Source organism: Heyndrickxia sp. NPDC080065, from assembly GCF_050281185.1.
Taxonomy (GTDB): Bacteria; Bacillota; Bacilli; order Bacillales; family Bacillaceae_C; genus Heyndrickxia.
The window spans coordinates 252,128-268,181 of record NZ_JBNNWS010000003.1; the positions used below are offsets into that span (position 1 = coordinate 252,128).

The following is a 16,054-nucleotide window of genomic DNA, read 5'->3' on the forward strand; positions in this document are numbered from 1 at the left end:
CATTCAGATAATTGTAAAGTTCCTTATGACATCAATAACCTAACAATAATAACCGACGCAACTATACCAACGAAATCAGCAATTAACCCAGCAGCCAGTGCGTGACGGCTGTTTCGTACCGCAATTGCTCCAAAGTATACTGCTAATACATAAAAAGTCGTCTCTGTTGATCCGGATATAACAGAGGCAATATTTCCTATCGTAGAATCTGGTCCAAATGATTTAAATAAATCAACCATAATTCCTTGTGATCCTCCGCCAGATAGCGGCCTCATCAATGCCATCGGGATGACTTCCTTAGGCATTCCAATCCATGAACCGATTGGAGCTAATAAATTAGTAAACATATTTAATGCTCCTGATGCACGAAAGACTCCAATCGCAACAAGGATTGCCACTAAGTAAGGAATGATTTTTATCGCTGTAGTGAAACCTTCCTTTGCACCCTCTGTAAATGACTCATAAACTTTTACCTTGCGAATCATTCCATACAATGGGATGACTAATAGCAGAAATGGAATTGCATATAACGAAATGTTTTTCATAATATCTGCAAACATAATATTCCTCCAATATCCTAATTAGAATGTATCAAGATGCTTTCGTGCGATCTTCTTCCTTTTTTGCTTTCTCAATCGCCCGCTCAATAGAAAACATCGGTAATTTTTGTAGTAATAATACTGCTGATATTCCAGCAATCGTAGAAAAAATCGTTGCTAGAATAGTCGGCGCAATAATGGATGTTGGATTATGTGAGCCTGCAGATGCACGCAACGCAATTGTCGTAGCAGATATCAACGTTACAGAAGACGTATTAATGGCTAAAAACATAACCATCGCATTCGATGCAATCCCTTTATGAGGATTCAGCTTATCTAATTCCTTCATCGCCTTAATTCCTAAAGGAGTTGCTGCATTTCCAAGTCCAAGGATATTCGCACTGATGTTCATCATCATCGCTCCTATGGCTGGGTGATCTTTTGGAACATCTGGAAATAAGCGAACCATGATCGGACGTACTGCCCTAGAAAGTAATTTTACCAATCCGCTATCTTCACATATTTTCATAATTCCTAGCCATAAGGCCATCACTCCAATTAAACCGATCGATAACTCAACCGCTGTCCCTGCTGAATTAATAGCAGCATCAGTCACCTCTTGCATTTTTCCATTTGCCGCACCAACAATAATTCCGATTGCCAGCAGCAAAAACCAAATAATATTTAACATACTTTCCCCTCCACCTTTACAAAAAACGTAAATCATTACCTGTTTTTTCATATTTTCATAGATAATAGTTATATTATAATAGTAATCTAACAATTATCAATAGTAAGACAAACCTATCTTTAGGTTTATTTCCAGTATCCTAATATAGGGACGGAGGGTCCGGTCCTTTGTCCCTTCAAAAGAGAAAAGCTCTGTAGAGATTTATTTTTCTCTACAGAGCTTGGTGGGACACGGGACCAGACCCCTTGTCCCTAGACACGGGAACCTCAACCCTACATTTTATTTACTTCTTGGCCGGCCATGTTTATTAGGGTGGTTGGTTCTTTGCGAGTTTTCGTTACGATTAGGCCTATGATGAAGCCTATTAGGCCTGTGGTAATCCAGCCGGCGCCATTTTCAAATAATGGGATGAAGCCGAAGATGTGGTTGATTGCTTCTGGGAAAACTTTCGCATCCTTCAGAGCATCAAGCACTGCTACAACGCCGACACCGATGATTGTACTGATATAAACGGATCTCCCGCCATTAAATAAATTGTTAGTAAAAATTAGGGCAATCATTGCTATTGCTAAAGGATAAAGCAACAATAGAATCGGCGATGCCATTGTTAAAATCTTATTTAAACCAAAGTTGGTAATAATCATACTTAATAGAGAAAAAAGAATAAGCCATTTTTTATAAGAAATAGATGGTACTATTCTTTCGAAATACTCTGAAACAGCTGCTAAACAAGCAACATTTGTCGTGATCCCTGTTAAAAAAATTACTGTTCCAATAATATAAATCCCCATCTGACCGAGCAATGCTTTAGCACTTTGAGCTAACACTTCCCCGCCATTATCTTTGTATCCAATTGCATCAACACTTGACGCACCGATCCATGCCATTGAAATTTGTAAGGCAATCAAACCAATGATCGTAATTAATCCTGCTTTTATAAACAGCTTAGATACTTGTTTTTCAGACTTAATTCCTAAGGAGCTGATCGATTTTATAAAAATCCCACCGAAAACAAAGGCTGCGAGAACATCCATTGTATAATAACCTTGCGTAAAACCTTTCAAGAAAATTCCAGTTGTGTAATTTTCTTGTGGTGCACCAATTTTCCCCATCGGTGTAATAATCGATTTCACAATTAAAATTAGTAGCAGAATTCCAAAAATAGGAGTGATGATTTTACCTAAACGATCGACAAACTTGGTTGTATTCCAGGATAAGCAAATTGTTAACAGAATAAATAATGAAGAGAAAATCAATAAGTACAAACTTGTATTTTCTTTCGCTTGAACTAAAGGATTGATAGCGATTTCATAAACAACAGAGGTTGTCCTCGGAATGACATATATAGGACCTAGAGTCAAGAAAAGCAAAATGGAGAAGATCATTGCAAAAAGTGGATGGACTCTTCCTGCAAGTCGTTCTACCGTTCCTCCCCCACGGGTTAAAGCAATAATTGCAAGTAGTACTAATCCAACACCGGTTATTAAAAATCCGCTCATCGCAATCCATGTATTTGTTCCCGCCTGCTGACCGACCATTGGTGCGAAAATAACATTTCCTGCACCTAGAAACATAGCGAAAAGCATAAATCCAATCGCTAGTACTTGTGAAAATGGCAAAGTTTTTTCCATTATTTTTCCCCCTTTAGAATTCTCCAACTTTCAAGGCAGAGCATGTGATAGACTGCCGCTCTTCTACCACATGCAAGAACAAAAGCGCAAGCGCCTTGCTCATCGACGTACGGACTGGAGGGACTTCGACTGAGATAAAGGAAACACGATGAGCCAAAGGCGAATCGATGTTGACTTATCGTAGGGAGAAGTCCTGAAGTCCGCTAGTCGATAGGCGCTGGAGCTAGACGTAAACCTCGCTTTTCAGAAAGTTACCCACATGCGAATATTTTATAATTTCCTAAACAAAACTAGATGTTACGGTCTCATGCCTTTTTTTGCTTTTTTCCCTTACTTAATCTTCCTAATAAAAATGCTCCTGCCCCAATTCCAATCATCGTATTTGTTTTCTTATTAAAAGTCTGTTTCAACACAAGATTGAGGTTTTGCGGACGTTCTGCTAAACGACGCATAAAATATCCGTACCAATCGGTTCCAAACGGGACATATGTACAGAAATTGTAGCCTTCTTTTGCAAGCTGTAGCTGTAACTCCTTTCTGAATCCATAGAGCATTTGAAATTCAAACTTGTCCTTCGGAATATTATTTTTTTTCACGAAGTTTTTTACATGACTAATTACATGATGATCATGAGTTGCAATCGAAGTAAATTTTCCATGTAGCAAGTGATATTCAATCAATTGGATATAGTTCCGATCAATGTCTTTTTTGTCTTGATAGGCCAAGTTTTCGGGTTCTTTATAAGCACCTTTTACAATTCTTAAACGATAATCCTTATATTTCTTAATATTTTCTTCAGATTGATAGAAATAAGCTTGGATGACCGTTCCAATATTATCGTACTCTCTTGAAAGCTCATCGATCAAATCAAATGAAGGCTGCAGGTGCCCGTAATCCTCCATATCAAAGTTAATAAAAATATGATGTTCATAGGCTTTTGCGACGATTTCTCGCAGATTATCTTGACAGAAGCCATAATCGATATCAAGGCCAAGCTGAGTAGGCTTTAAAGAAATATGTGCATCCACCTTATTTTCATGAATCGCTTCAATCACATTCAAGATTTGGTCTCTTGCTTCGATTGCTTCTTCTCTTTCGTACACAAATTCTCCAAGATTATCGATCGTAGCAGAAATGCCATGTCTATTTAATTCTCTTACACTTTCAATCATTTCATCAATATTTGTTCCTGCTACAACTGACTGTGCCCCAAGCTTTAATCCCCAACGCTTTGCTCCACTATTAAGTGCCTTATTTTGAGAAAGAAATATGAAAAAATCTTTTGTTAATCCCATGGTTGGTTCCTCCATTTGTTGTTATATCGAAAAAACTATATGCTTACAAATAAATCCAGAAATACTGCAAAACAATATTATTTTAAGCTAGTAATAATAATATTTTTGAAGTGATTTAATTGCTATTTTAATAGAAAGCCTTCTGTATAAGGATCTGTTTCATCTAATAAAAATTTATGAATTCCTGTCATCCATGCGGATCCAGTAATTTTTGGGATAATCGCGGAATAATTACCGACCTTCGTATAATCAACGATCGTACCTTTAAATCTTGAACCAATAATACTATCCTGCAGGATATATTCACCAGGATTTAAATCTAATGTAGAAAGCTTTGCACATGTTCCCGTTCCACAGGGGGAGCGATCGATTTGGCCATCTCCAAAAACGACCGTATTTCGATAGTGATTCTGTTCTAAGTGTAAACTAAACTCAACAAGATCAATGGTATTTATTTCTGGAATTTCCGGATGATTAATGACTAACTGCTCATTGGCTGCTTTTCGAATCGCGACGCCGAGTGTGGCTATTTGATCTTGCTCATCAATGTTTAACTCCAAATTGAATTGCTCCGCATTGACGATAGCAAAAAAGCTGCCTCCGAATGCGATGTCCATTTTTACATCACCTATATTGTCAACTAAAACGGTTACATTTCTTTTAAGTAAAAATGCTGGCACATTAATAAAAGAAACCTCGCTCACTTTATCATTTTGATAAGTGACATGACATTCAACAATTCCAGAAGGTGTATCGAGATATACCTTGTCCTTTTTTTCTATGAGGCCATTATTGATTGCTAGTGTTACAGAGGCGATCGTCCCATGACCACACATATTCAGATAGCCGCCACTATCCATAAAAAGCACACCAAGATCACATTCTGGGTGACAAGGCTTCGTAATAATTGCCCCAAACATATTCAAATGTCCTCTCGGCTCGTGCATAAGAAGTTTTCGAATGGAATCCATTTCTGATTGCATGTATTTTTTCTTTTCCATCATTGTATTACCATGAATTTCTGGGATGCCTTCAATTACAATTCTAGCGGCTTCTCCCATTGTATGGGCGTCTATTGTTTGAATAAAATTTCCCTGCATAATCATAGAAGTAATGACTCCTCCCCATCTATAGTTGATAAAAATAGTTTCATAAATGCTTCTATTAGTCCTTATGCAAGTATTGTGCCAATTTATATAAATGTGTTTTTTCAGCATATTGTAATTATTTTTCCGCTTTCGTATAATAGGAAATGATCATTTAGTTTACACTTTTGTAAACTTACAATTAACAGTTAACACTATTTTCCTGAAAAGGGTGTAAAATAATGAACGAAATCTCAATGGAACATGCGCTATATTATTTACAAACCTTAACCGAGACAAGCTCTGATGCGATCGCTATCATCAATTCCTCTGAAGAAATACAGTTTTGGAATACCCCTGCTGAACAAATCTATGGGATACCTTTTTCAGAAATTAAAGGGAAAAAGATCAGTCAATTTTTTAAAAAAGAAGATTTAAAATTACTAGAAATATTGGAAACGAAAAAACCGGTATTTAATGTGTATCATCAACCAAGACCCGACATGCATGTCCTCATTAGCTCTTCCCCTATTTTCGACAAGGATGGGCTTTTAATCGGTGCAATATCGATCGATCAGGATATAACCAATATTGTAAAGTTAAATGAAAAACTAGCGTTAACAACATCACAATTACAAAAAATAAAACAGCAAGCAAATTGGCAAGAGCAAGCTGGGCCATTATCTGAAATCAAAGGCAACAGTGAGGCGGTCCAAAAAGCAAAGGCTTTAGCATTAAAGGTAGCAACAACAGATGCGACCGTTTTAATTCAAGGGGAAAGCGGGGTAGGTAAAGAACTTTTTGCGCAAGGTATTCATGAGGCGAGCTTAAGAAAAGACAAACCCTTTATACCGATTAACTGTGGAGCGATCCCTGAAGCATTATTTGAAAGTGAATTTTTTGGCTATGAAAAAGGGGCCTTTACCGGTGCAGACAAGGATGGAAAAGCAGGAAAAGTCGAAATGGCAGACGGCGGCACTTTATTTTTAGATGAAATCGGAATCCTCCCACTTGATATGCAGGCCAAGCTTTTAAGGGTTCTTCAGGAAAAAGAAGTGTATCGAATCGGTGGAAACTTTTCAAAGAAAGTGAATATTAGAGTTGTTGCAGCGACGAATAGTGATCTCGCAGATATGGTCAACCATGGGCTTTTTCGGGATGATCTATATTATCGATTGAATGTCGTTACATTAAACATCCCGCCGCTTCGCCAACGGGCAACAGATATTCCGATATTGGTAAACAATTTCATGCAAGAATACACTGTGAAATACCAAAAAAAGACACCTACTCTGTTGCCAAGTGCACTAGAAATGTTCACTCATTATCCATGGCCCGGAAATATTCGAGAACTGAGGAATATCGTAGAAAGAATGATCATCTTTAACGATCAATCGAGCATTCATGCAGAAGATCTCGTGGACATCTTTCCAACTGTGATCAATGACCAAATAAACAAAGAAGGCCTAGCCCAAGAAAAAGCCCAACTAGAAAAGGAAAGAATCAAAGAAGTACTCATAGAAACATACGGAAACAAAACCGCAGCAGCCAAAAAACTAGGAATCTCAAGAGTCAGCCTCTACAAAAAAATGAAAGAATACAATATTTAGGGACGGAGGGACAGGTCCCTTGTCCCACTCCAGTGGATTGGATTTCTTGGGCAATGATTACTCTTGATTTATACTAATAGCGGGAACTCGTCCTTCCAACTTCATGCTTAAATAGAAAAGCCCTGATGAAGTTAGTCCTTCCCAGAGCTCGTTTATTACAAATCTTTCAAATACCTAAGAAAATTTTCTGGGACACGGGACCTGTCCACCTGTACCTACACCAACATCAAAATGAATAGCTGAGCAAAGACTTTCTAATACTTTTTCCATTTATGTTTTTGAATAATTGATAATTCCAAAAATCCCCCTTATACTAATAAACTACTAATTAGTGTCCCTTCCCTTTTCAAATACTACCTTCCCTGCGATAATCGTCTTCTCGACTTTTGTAGTCAGTAATTCATCAGGGTGTTCAAGTTCAAAAATGTTCTTGGAGAATACCGTCATATCTGCGAATTTCCCTCGGGATATTGTTCCTTTAAATTGTTCTTCATTTGTTGCATAAGCACCACCTACCGTAAAGAGTCTAACTGCTTCATCCATCGTTAATTTTTCAGATGGATTCCAGCCATCATGACTTTGTCCGGGTGCTTTTCTTGTAACTGCTGCGTGAATTCCTAGTAATGGATCAATTGGTTCGACAGGTGCGTCGGAACCTCCGGCACATATGACCCCTGCATCTAATAATGTTTTCCATGCGTAAGAGAGCTTAATCCGTGATTCTCCCAATCTTTCTTGAACCCATGGAAAATCTCCAACAATAAATCTTGGCTGAATGTCTACAATGCGGTTCGGTGAAACCAGTCGTGGAATCAAATCTTCGCGAAGGACTTGAGCATGAATCAATCGATCTCGATAGGATACTGCTGGAAATTGATCCAAAATATTTAGTACATTTTCAAGAGCCAGATCCCCAATGGTATGAACAGCAATCGGCATCGAAAGTTTCCTAGCTTCATGGACGATAGAATATAATGTTGCTTGGTCCATCATTGCATCTCCAACTCTTGTAGGATCATCATGATATGGACTTGATAAAAGAGCTGTTCTCCGCCCTAATGCTCCATCTGCAAAGATCTTTACCGCTCCAATTTGTAAATACTCATTCCCATAACCTGCATACATTCCACTTTCCCAGAGATCCTTCATATACATATAATCTATTAAAAGATTGCATCTTAACCCCAGCTTCTCCTGATTAATTAATTCATCATAAATTTGATAGGTTTGATAGAATCCGTTTAAGAACGTAGGATCGTTCGTATGGGCACTTGTCAATCCTTTTTCCATCGTAAAATGCACAGCTTGCCGTACAGCATGTTTTATTTCAGAATAAGATTTTTCTGGAATATATTTTTTAACAAGCTCAGAAGCTGACTCTAATAATAATCCATTTGGCTTACCAGTTCGCTCATCGAGTACAACTGTCCCTCCTTCTGGGACCGCCATGGAAGGTTGATACCCGCATATTTCTAAGGCTTTACTATTTACTAGAGCAGCATGACAACAAATTCTTTGAATAAATAAAGGGCAATGTGGTGCAACATAGTCCAACTCTTCAATAGTCGGGATTGTGGAATCAGTAAATAAGTTTTCATCCCAGCCTCGTCCTATGAGCCATTCATCTGGACGAAGTGTACTCGCTCTTTCTTTTATTTTCTCTAGCATTTCCTTTTTAGACTGGACTCCTGTGACATCCACATTCAAAAAATTCATAGCCACTCCACCAATATGTACATGACTCTCAATCAACCCTGGAGTCACCGTCTTTCCTTGTAAATCAATTACCTCCGTATCAGCTCTTCCCCACTGAAGCATCATATCTGCCATCGTTCCCATATCTATAAATCTGCCATCCCTAACCACAATAGACTGAACCATGGGATGTATCTTATCCATTGTATAGATCAGACCGTTCGTATAAATTGTTGTCAATTAAATTTCTCCTTTCCAAAGTTCTCTCAGCTGGCTATGAGGTACTCCTCTTTGAGCGTCAGCTAGATTAAAATACACATATATTACCCTTCATACAATTTCGAAACCATCAATTGAGGGACACTATAAAAAGCTCCAAGCCCTATATATAGTTAATTCTCTCTGAATTGGAAAATTCCCTTTTTAAAAATGGGACGCGGCTCCATCGTCCCACGCTTCATTTTTCCACTAGAAAGAGCTCCATACATAAACGAAAAGCTCTGAGAAAAATCTTCTCAGAGCCTTTTTATTCATGTATTTCCTTCCGAAAATCCTGAAAGCAATAGCGGGACAAGGGACCGGACCTCTGCCCTATTCAACTTCGATTTCGTTTCTTCTTCCGATATACCATTTGTAAAATGAGACAGCCAGTTCCACTGGGACATCTGCTAACTTGGCATGATGTACGGGTTTGGCGCGATTGACGGTTTCAACGGATGCTAGACCGAGCAATTTCTGAAAGATACCGCGGGTTACGCTTACTTCAATGACCTTATCCCGTTTTGAAAGGAATAAAGTTGTTGTGAAACTACCTGTTTTGAATTGAATGAACTGTTGATTGATCGTGTATCGTGTAAAGAAGAAACTAAGTAATCGGATTCCACCGATGATAATTAGTAATATTGCGGAGATGATCCACCAAGCCTGCTCCACTCCAAAAATCGTCGGCTTGAAATAAAATAGAACAGCTGTTGCAATAATCCATATCCAACTTGGCTTAAGCATACGAACCCATAAGGATAGTTTAGGAAGACAAGACATTTTTTTAGTAACCTCATAAGACGGCAAGATTTCGGAAATCATTTCATATGCATGCCTTACAGGTAAAAAAGGATACAGTGAATTAATTTCAAGCTTTTCCTCCTCGGAGCTTAAATTACCTGCACTGATTAGTTTTACTTCGGCGAGCCCTAGGATACGCTTCATAATTGACTGTGTAATTTCAATCCCTTGAACTCTTTCCTTTGAAATTGAAAAAGAAGTTTCATCGATTACACCTTTTACAATATAGATACGATCAGTGTCCGAAGAGATTTCATATTTCCCATATTTTATAAATGTTCGAATGATCCCGAAAGCAATAGAGACAATAAGAAAAATAATGAGAATCAACGTAATAACCCACCAAGAATGGATTATGGATGAGAATATTCCTTCTGCTTCTTTTTCCACATGAAAGATATCATTAATCTTTCCATAAATAGAAAGGATTATAGGGATCAGAAGAAGAAAGCTAAACGAGGTAAAGGAAGCTTTTAATGTATCCTTTGTCGTTGGCTTAAAATGAATGACCCGCTTCGACTTTTCCGTCTCTGTGTGAATGATAGGAGAAACTGACTCTTTTTCCTCATCACTCGAACCTATTTCATTAGGATTTGTCACATGATCTTCCATTCTATCTGCTTCAATTCGAGATATTACTTCAAAATCAATCGTAGCATCGTCCCCCGCCATCCCTGTTTCAAAACGGAGAGAAGTCACTTGAAAAATCCGATGAAATAAAGATGTTCGACGGTTTACATTTTGAATTTTAGAAAATGGAATAGTTTGCTTAGATTTTGTAAAAATTCCTTTATAAATATGAAAGGAAGTATCATCTAGCTTATATTTATGGGTAAGCCATCTCATAACAAAATAAACAATGCTAATCACAAAAACTAGAAGAAAAGCGATTCTTCCATACTTGATGAAATGTGATTTAGAGCCATATTTGATTACGAATAAAAATAAAAAGAAAAAAAATGAATTCTTCACTAAGCTTCCTAAATCAAAGAGAATATTTAGTGGATGGTATCGTTTTGCTTCCGTCATTGCTCCACTTCCTTTATCTTAGCGAATTGAGCAATTCGATTCCTTAATTCGAAAGCTACATCTTTTGGCAAAGCAGGGATGGCATGCGATGATCCCATCGTTTCTACGGATACAGAGTATAAGCCATACTTTCTTAACAATGGTCCCTGATGGGTTGCGACCGATTGTATTTTAGTCATTGGGACTAGTTGATGCGTTTCATTGATTGCACCTAATTTCAATTTTAAAAACTCCTCGTCCACACCGTAACGCCAATTTTTATAAAGAAGAAAAGGTTGGATAAAAATAGACCAGACAGCAAAAAGAACAGAAATGATCGTGATCACAATAAGAATCCAACCAATCCACTCTTTCCATGAATACAAATGGTCCAAATAAAATAAAACCCCAAGCACTATCCAACCAATCAAACACCCAATCGTTTCCCTAATAATCCATACCTTAACCGCATCCTTCGACAAACGATTTTGCGGCGAACTAATTTCTAAATACATTAAATCACTCCTAAATGGGACAGAGGGTCTGGTCCCTTGTCCCAGTTTCAACAAAACTCAAAATAAGATTGTCCCTTCCAATTACTACGTACTTTAGTAGAGAAAGGTTCCATATGTTGCTAGCTTCTTGTGAGAAAGTTGGGATACCACAACAGGTTTGAGATCGTTATGAAATTTATCTAGTTTCACTCCATATTTAATCTTTTAAATAATACAATAAAAATTTATTTTCAAATAGTATTTAATAGGAGCTTATGCTTGCTCTTAATTTTCCATAGATTATGTGCTTTATAGTCTCACAAGAACAGGTTACGGGTCTTAAATTATTTTAGGTATATAAAGCAAGACAGACAAAAAAGAGAACAACTACACCAATGGTCCTTCTTCTTCAGAATATTATATTTAACAATGGGTATTTAAACATCCCAAAAATTGTGTTTACTAAAGTGGGACACTGGACCTGACCCTTTGTCCCTTGATTGACATACTGATAAAAATAATATACATTAATAATATACGAACGTTTTTAACTATGTTATATTTAATATTCGTGTTTAGGAGTGTAATTCATGGAAAATGTGTTTGATTACGAAGATATTCAATTAATTCCGGCTAAATGTGTGGTAAGAAGCCGATCTGAATGTGATACAACTGTGACCTTAGGTGGACATAAATTTAAGCTGCCAGTAGTGCCTGCAAATATGCAGACAATAATAGACGAAAAAGTTGCTATATATTTAGCAGAAAATGGTTACTTTTATATTATGCATCGCTTTCAACCAGAAAAACGAGTTGAGTTTATTAAGGACATGCAATCACGTGGATTAATCGCATCTATTAGTGTTGGAGTAAAAGAGGAAGAATATCATTTTATACAACAATTAGCTGATGAACAGCTTACACCTGAATTCATTACGATTGATATTGCACATGGTCATTCCAATGCAGTGATCGAAATGATTCAGCATATTAAGAAACACTTACCTAATAGTTTTGTTATTGCAGGGAATGTTGGAACTCCAGAAGCCGTAAGGGAATTAGAAAATGCGGGTGCGGATGCAACAAAAGTAGGCATTGGGCCAGGAAAAGTGTGTATTACAAAAATTAAAACTGGCTTTGGAACAGGCGGCTGGCAATTAGCAGCATTAAGATGGTGTGCTAAAGCCGCAAGTAAACCGATTATTGCTGATGGCGGTATTCGTACACATGGCGATATCGCGAAATCCATTCGATTTGGAGCATCAATGGTTATGATTGGTTCTCTATTTGCTGGACATGAAGAATCTCCTGGTGAAACCATTGAAAAAGACGGAAAGCTTTATAAAGAATACTTTGGTTCCGCTTCAGAATTCCAAAAAGGTGAAAGAAAAAATGTCGAAGGCAAGAAAATGTTTGTGGAACATAAAGGCTCAATAACAGACACCTTGATTGAAATGGAACAAGATCTTCAATCCTCCATTTCCTATGCAGGCGGAAACAAATTAGATGCCATTCGTAATGTAGACTATGTTGTTGTAAAAAACTCAATCTTTAATGGAGATCGGGTATATTAATCGGGACTAAAGACCGGACCATTAGTGGGACAGAGGGTCCGGTCTATTGTCTTTTTTTGGGGGAAGGCATTTAAAACTACATTTACTCTTGTAAAGTCCAATACAAAATATTATATTTACTCTCTTACAATTTTAATGGTCATTTAACTATTCGATGGTAGCATCGTTACCATTAAAACCTGATCCTAAGATACATACATATTTATTATAAATACATAAATTTTAATAGTGCAAAGAAAAAGAAGTACATCTCACCATTAAACTGCAAAGTATTCTCCTTCTACTATATATTTCAGCCCGTTAATAAATTGTGAAATTGACAGTCACCCCTCCATTACCCACAAAGTTATCTTGGTGCTCGATATCCTGCAGCCTCAGCTTCTTTAGTTGAACAAAACCATTGGACTACATTCTTTGTTCGGTTATAATATCGACTCCCTGGTACATGGTAGATACCATTTACACTTCCTTTTATATCACAAGCAGCAGACACAGAAGTAGATGTATTTTCAGAACTATTATTCGAACTTTTTGTTGCAATGTTAGAGCTAGAACTGACATTTCCTGTTGAATGTTCGGCCTGTAACTTGCTTTTTAAGTTATTGTTATTCTCTTTTAACTTTTTGGTCTTTTCACGTAATACACTTATTTCTTTTTTTAATGAACCATTGTCAATTTTAAGCTGTTCATTTTCTTTTTTCACAATTTCCATCTGGTTAGTTAAATCTTTCAATTGCTCATTATACTTTTTTTCTAACAATGAATTACTTTTATTTAAGGAAGTAATTTTTGCTGCAAGTTGTTCATTTTCTTTTACGATTACCTGTGTTGTATTTGTCGTATCACTGTTTGAACCACCTATTATTGAAAGAATCATGCCCCCAATGAAGAACGGATAAAATAATTTTTTTGATAAGATTTGATCCTTATTCCTTATTTTCCTAATAAAATGAAAAAGTAAATATCCCAATGAATATAGGAATGCTAAAACCCCTAATACTAATAACGCTTCCAATCTAACTCCTCCCAGTCTTCATTAATAAAAATGTAGGTTCTTTGTGACAGAGGCTCAAGTTACATACCTCTCAAACAACGGAATACCACCGATCATCCAAATCAGCTTTTTCTACCTTGCAAACTCCCTGTTCTTTTAGTTGATCCTTAACCATTGAAACATAAGGAAATACCTTTGGTTTTCCAGTACTAAAATAACCCCTAAAGTCATGTTGAACAGTATTCAACTCCTGGCAAATTTCCAGTACACTTATGGTCCCGCTATTTTCTAATAAACGAATAATGAAATCATGTATTTCTTCCCCTAAAGGAGATCTTATTCTCGGCTTAATGGATAACTTCTTTGGCTCTACTCTTGCTACCTTAATTTTGGGCGCAGATAATGAGTCATGTACCGATTTGCCCTCCCTTTTATTTTCCATTCTTGATTTTTTCATTATTTCTAACTCTTTTTCTCTTACTAATCTATGTAGTCTACTCATTTGTCTATCTAACAATGGTAATGCTAAAAGGATATGCTCCTGTATATCCTCTGGAATATCTATTTTAAGAGCAATGGCTTTAGTTACTATTGTAGAATCCCATCCATTTTCCACTTTAAAAAGGATTTCATCTAATTCATAATCAATCCGTTCGAATCCTTTAATAATATCTTTAACTATATTTGAGGGGATACCAGTATGAAACTCAAAATGATTTTTACCAAATTTTTTTATTTCACCGGTTTCCAAATTTTTTACGATATACTGATAACGAAGTGACATTCCGCATTCACAACAGTATGGGCGGTTTCCTTGTCCTCCATCGAGAAGATCTATAAATTCCCATTGTTGAATTTCTTTTTCTAGCTCCTGATCTGAACCTGAAAATGTCCCTTTTCCTTTTGCTAATTCATTTGAAAATACAGTTCTTTTTCCTCTCTTCATCTTTTCAAGAAGAAATTTACGTGGATTCTCTTCTAAACTACTAAGTAATTTATTTCTCTGCTGTGAATTAAAAAAAGAATATTCCATAAAAAGTCACCTCCTATCAAAATTATAACAAGTTTGTTAATCAATTCTACTATAAAACTGAAAATTCTATCATTTTATTGAAATTTAAATGAGAGCTCTAAAGTTTATGGACAGTTGATTTAAAATAATAGTATAGAACAATATACATACAACCATTTGATTTCTTAGTTCGATGGTGTAAAAAAATTTACATAAGAAAAAAAGCCAACAAAAATCGTTGACTGAATTTGGATCCCGTATTGAATTTTTACTAGCATTAAAACTAAGTAGATACGTAGTTTGGGCTGTCCCTGACTAATAATAAACTAATTCCAATGATCCTTTCTGCTACTGCACTGTCTATCTATGAAACCCGCTAGAGTCCCCCTCATTAAAACAAACAAGTTCATAATACCTATTTTCTATTAAAACGTAAGGCTGATCCTTTTTTCCGCATCCGACTGTTATCCTTTTTTCAAATTACTCTCCAATTTTCCAAAAGAAATACCTGCCCCTTTTACCGAACTCGATCAATCACACTTTTTGAAATGCCTGTTATCCTTGCTAATTGTCTAATTGACACTCCTCTCAACTCTTTTAACTGCAAAATAACTGCATTTCTTTTGTCCTTATCCAATTGCTGCAAAGTACTTTTATTTACAATTCCCATTTTATCTAGGTAAACCCGAACTTCGTTATCAGACATTCTTACTTTTATTTTATCATCCAAACACTGATCATTATTTGACATCAACATATATTCGGTAAACATTTTGATTGCTTGCCCTCTGTCAGGAGAAAACATGCCGAGTCCTTCATCAACATCTACTAAATCAGCAGTCCCGGTATATTCATGAATACTAGTCCATTTACATTCAAATACATGTTTAGATAAACCCGCTTTTACCGGGTTTTGGTGTATATATCTCAGAACCCTTAAAAAAGAGCCTTGAGTCTCTACATTTTCACTTCTGAATCGATTTTGAAATAAATGTCCACAACGTTCATATTTATTATTATACCAATATACATAACTTACACTAATCCGATTGATAGCTTTCGAAACCGGCTCCTCTGTTTCCTTTATTAATAAGTGCACATGATTATCCATGAAACAGTAGCAATAAATTTTGAATTTACTTACAGCTTTATATTTTTTTATCGTTTCTAACATCCTTAGCTTATCTTCATCATCTTCAAAAATAGTTTGTTTATTAATTCCGCGCAGCATAATGTGATAAATTCCGTTATGACTTTTCTTTCTTGGTAATCTTGGCATCTGAATCACCTCGAGGGAAAAATTAAGTTGGGGGTCTTTCACTTGACATCAAAAAATAATAATGTGATAGTTTTTAAAAAGGTTA

Annotated in this window: 13 protein-coding genes; 2 read left to right on the plus strand and 11 right to left on the minus strand. The window is 36.4% G+C overall.

What is annotated here, in order from left to right:
• Window positions 1-23: 23 nt before the first annotated feature.
• From ACQKP0_RS04750 to ACQKP0_RS04770, 5 genes are all read right to left on the minus strand, one after another.
• On the minus strand, window positions 24-560 hold the full coding sequence (locus ACQKP0_RS04750; protein ID WP_427404667.1) for a spore maturation protein: 537 nt from the start codon (window positions 558-560) through the stop codon (window positions 24-26).
• 31 nt (window positions 561-591) lie between these two features.
• Window positions 592-1,230 (minus strand): nucleoside recognition domain-containing protein, encoded by a 639-nt coding sequence (locus ACQKP0_RS04755; protein WP_427404668.1) that lies wholly within the window; start codon window positions 1,228-1,230, stop codon window positions 592-594.
• A gap of 272 nt (window positions 1,231-1,502) precedes the next feature.
• A complete protein-coding gene (gene brnQ / locus ACQKP0_RS04760) occupies window positions 1,503-2,861 on the minus strand; it encodes a branched-chain amino acid transport system II carrier protein (RefSeq protein ID WP_427404669.1) in 1,359 nt (452 codons plus the stop codon).
• Between the two features lie 305 nt (window positions 2,862-3,166).
• Window positions 3,167-4,156: a proline dehydrogenase family protein gene (locus tag ACQKP0_RS04765; protein WP_427404670.1), complete on the minus strand. Its 990-nt coding sequence runs from the start codon at window positions 4,154-4,156 to the stop codon at window positions 3,167-3,169.
• A gap of 122 nt (window positions 4,157-4,278) precedes the next feature.
• Complete coding sequence (locus tag ACQKP0_RS04770; protein ID WP_427404671.1) at window positions 4,279-5,262, minus strand: proline racemase family protein; 984 nt, start codon at window positions 5,260-5,262, stop codon at window positions 4,279-4,281.
• Between the two features lie 221 nt (window positions 5,263-5,483).
• Here ACQKP0_RS04770 and ACQKP0_RS04775 point away from each other — a divergent pair, with 221 nt between their 5' ends.
• The gene (locus ACQKP0_RS04775) at window positions 5,484-6,851 is read left to right on the plus strand and encodes a sigma-54 interaction domain-containing protein (RefSeq protein WP_427404672.1); all 1,368 of its coding nucleotides are present in this window, start codon (window positions 5,484-5,486) and stop codon (window positions 6,849-6,851) included.
• A 324-nt stretch (window positions 6,852-7,175) separates the two neighbouring features.
• Here ACQKP0_RS04775 and ACQKP0_RS04780 read toward each other — a convergent pair whose 3' ends face one another.
• The 3 genes from ACQKP0_RS04780 to ACQKP0_RS04790 all read right to left on the minus strand — a co-directional run bounded on the left by ACQKP0_RS04780 (window position 7,176) and on the right by ACQKP0_RS04790 (window position 11,131).
• Window positions 7,176-8,750, minus strand: coding sequence for an amidohydrolase (locus ACQKP0_RS04780; protein ID WP_427404730.1), 1,575 nt, complete (start codon window positions 8,748-8,750; stop codon window positions 7,176-7,178).
• Between the two features lie 387 nt (window positions 8,751-9,137).
• Window positions 9,138-10,637, minus strand: a complete 1,500-nt coding sequence (locus tag ACQKP0_RS04785) for a PH domain-containing protein (RefSeq protein WP_427404673.1) — start codon at window positions 10,635-10,637, stop codon at window positions 9,138-9,140.
• A complete protein-coding gene (locus tag ACQKP0_RS04790) occupies window positions 10,634-11,131 on the minus strand; it encodes a PH domain-containing protein (protein WP_427404674.1) in 498 nt (165 codons plus the stop codon). The genes ACQKP0_RS04785 and ACQKP0_RS04790 overlap by 4 nt, the downstream gene beginning before the upstream one ends.
• 569 nt (window positions 11,132-11,700) lie before the next feature.
• Between ACQKP0_RS04790 and guaC the strand changes: the two genes are divergently transcribed.
• Window positions 11,701-12,684, plus strand: coding sequence for a GMP reductase (gene guaC, locus ACQKP0_RS04795; RefSeq protein WP_427404675.1), 984 nt, complete (start codon window positions 11,701-11,703; stop codon window positions 12,682-12,684).
• A 346-nt stretch (window positions 12,685-13,030) separates the two neighbouring features.
• Here the strand turns inward: guaC and ACQKP0_RS04800 are convergent, their stop codons facing one another.
• The 3 genes from ACQKP0_RS04800 to ACQKP0_RS04810 all read right to left on the minus strand — a co-directional run bounded on the left by ACQKP0_RS04800 (window position 13,031) and on the right by ACQKP0_RS04810 (window position 15,969).
• Window positions 13,031-13,699, minus strand: coding sequence for a hypothetical protein (locus ACQKP0_RS04800; protein ID WP_427404676.1), 669 nt, complete (start codon window positions 13,697-13,699; stop codon window positions 13,031-13,033).
• Between the two features lie 70 nt (window positions 13,700-13,769).
• Window positions 13,770-14,711, minus strand: a complete 942-nt coding sequence (locus ACQKP0_RS04805; protein WP_427404677.1) for a hypothetical protein — start codon at window positions 14,709-14,711, stop codon at window positions 13,770-13,772.
• Window positions 14,712-15,207: 496 nt separating this feature from the next.
• Window positions 15,208-15,969, minus strand: coding sequence for a transposase (locus ACQKP0_RS04810; RefSeq protein WP_427404678.1), 762 nt, complete (start codon window positions 15,967-15,969; stop codon window positions 15,208-15,210).
• Window positions 15,970-16,054: the final 85 nt, after the last annotated feature.

Bases quoted from the DNA above. Each gene is read 5' to 3' on its own strand.
- ACQKP0_RS04810 (WP_427404678.1), bottom strand. From the start codon at position 15,969: ATGCCAAGATTACCAAGAAAGAAAAGTCATAACGGAATTTATCACATT.
- ACQKP0_RS04775 (WP_427404672.1), top strand. From the start codon at position 5,484: ATGAACGAAATCTCAATGGAACATGCGCTATATTATTTACAAACCTTA.
- ACQKP0_RS04755 (WP_427404668.1), bottom strand. From the start codon at position 1,230: ATGTTAAATATTATTTGGTTTTTGCTGCTGGCAATCGGAATTATTGTT.
- ACQKP0_RS04805 (WP_427404677.1), bottom strand. From the start codon at position 14,711: ATGGAATATTCTTTTTTTAATTCACAGCAGAGAAATAAATTACTTAGT.
- ACQKP0_RS04790 (WP_427404674.1), bottom strand. From the start codon at position 11,131: ATGTATTTAGAAATTAGTTCGCCGCAAAATCGTTTGTCGAAGGATGCG.
- guaC (WP_427404675.1), top strand. From the start codon at position 11,701: ATGGAAAATGTGTTTGATTACGAAGATATTCAATTAATTCCGGCTAAA.
- ACQKP0_RS04785 (WP_427404673.1), bottom strand. From the start codon at position 10,637: ATGACGGAAGCAAAACGATACCATCCACTAAATATTCTCTTTGATTTA.
- ACQKP0_RS04780 (WP_427404730.1), bottom strand. From the start codon at position 8,750: ATGGATAAGATACATCCCATGGTTCAGTCTATTGTGGTTAGGGATGGC.
- ACQKP0_RS04750 (WP_427404667.1), bottom strand. From the start codon at position 560: ATGTTTGCAGATATTATGAAAAACATTTCGTTATATGCAATTCCATTT.
- brnQ (WP_427404669.1), bottom strand. From the start codon at position 2,861: ATGGAAAAAACTTTGCCATTTTCACAAGTACTAGCGATTGGATTTATG.
- ACQKP0_RS04765 (WP_427404670.1), bottom strand. From the start codon at position 4,156: ATGGGATTAACAAAAGATTTTTTCATATTTCTTTCTCAAAATAAGGCA.
- ACQKP0_RS04770 (WP_427404671.1), bottom strand. From the start codon at position 5,262: ATGATTATGCAGGGAAATTTTATTCAAACAATAGACGCCCATACAATG.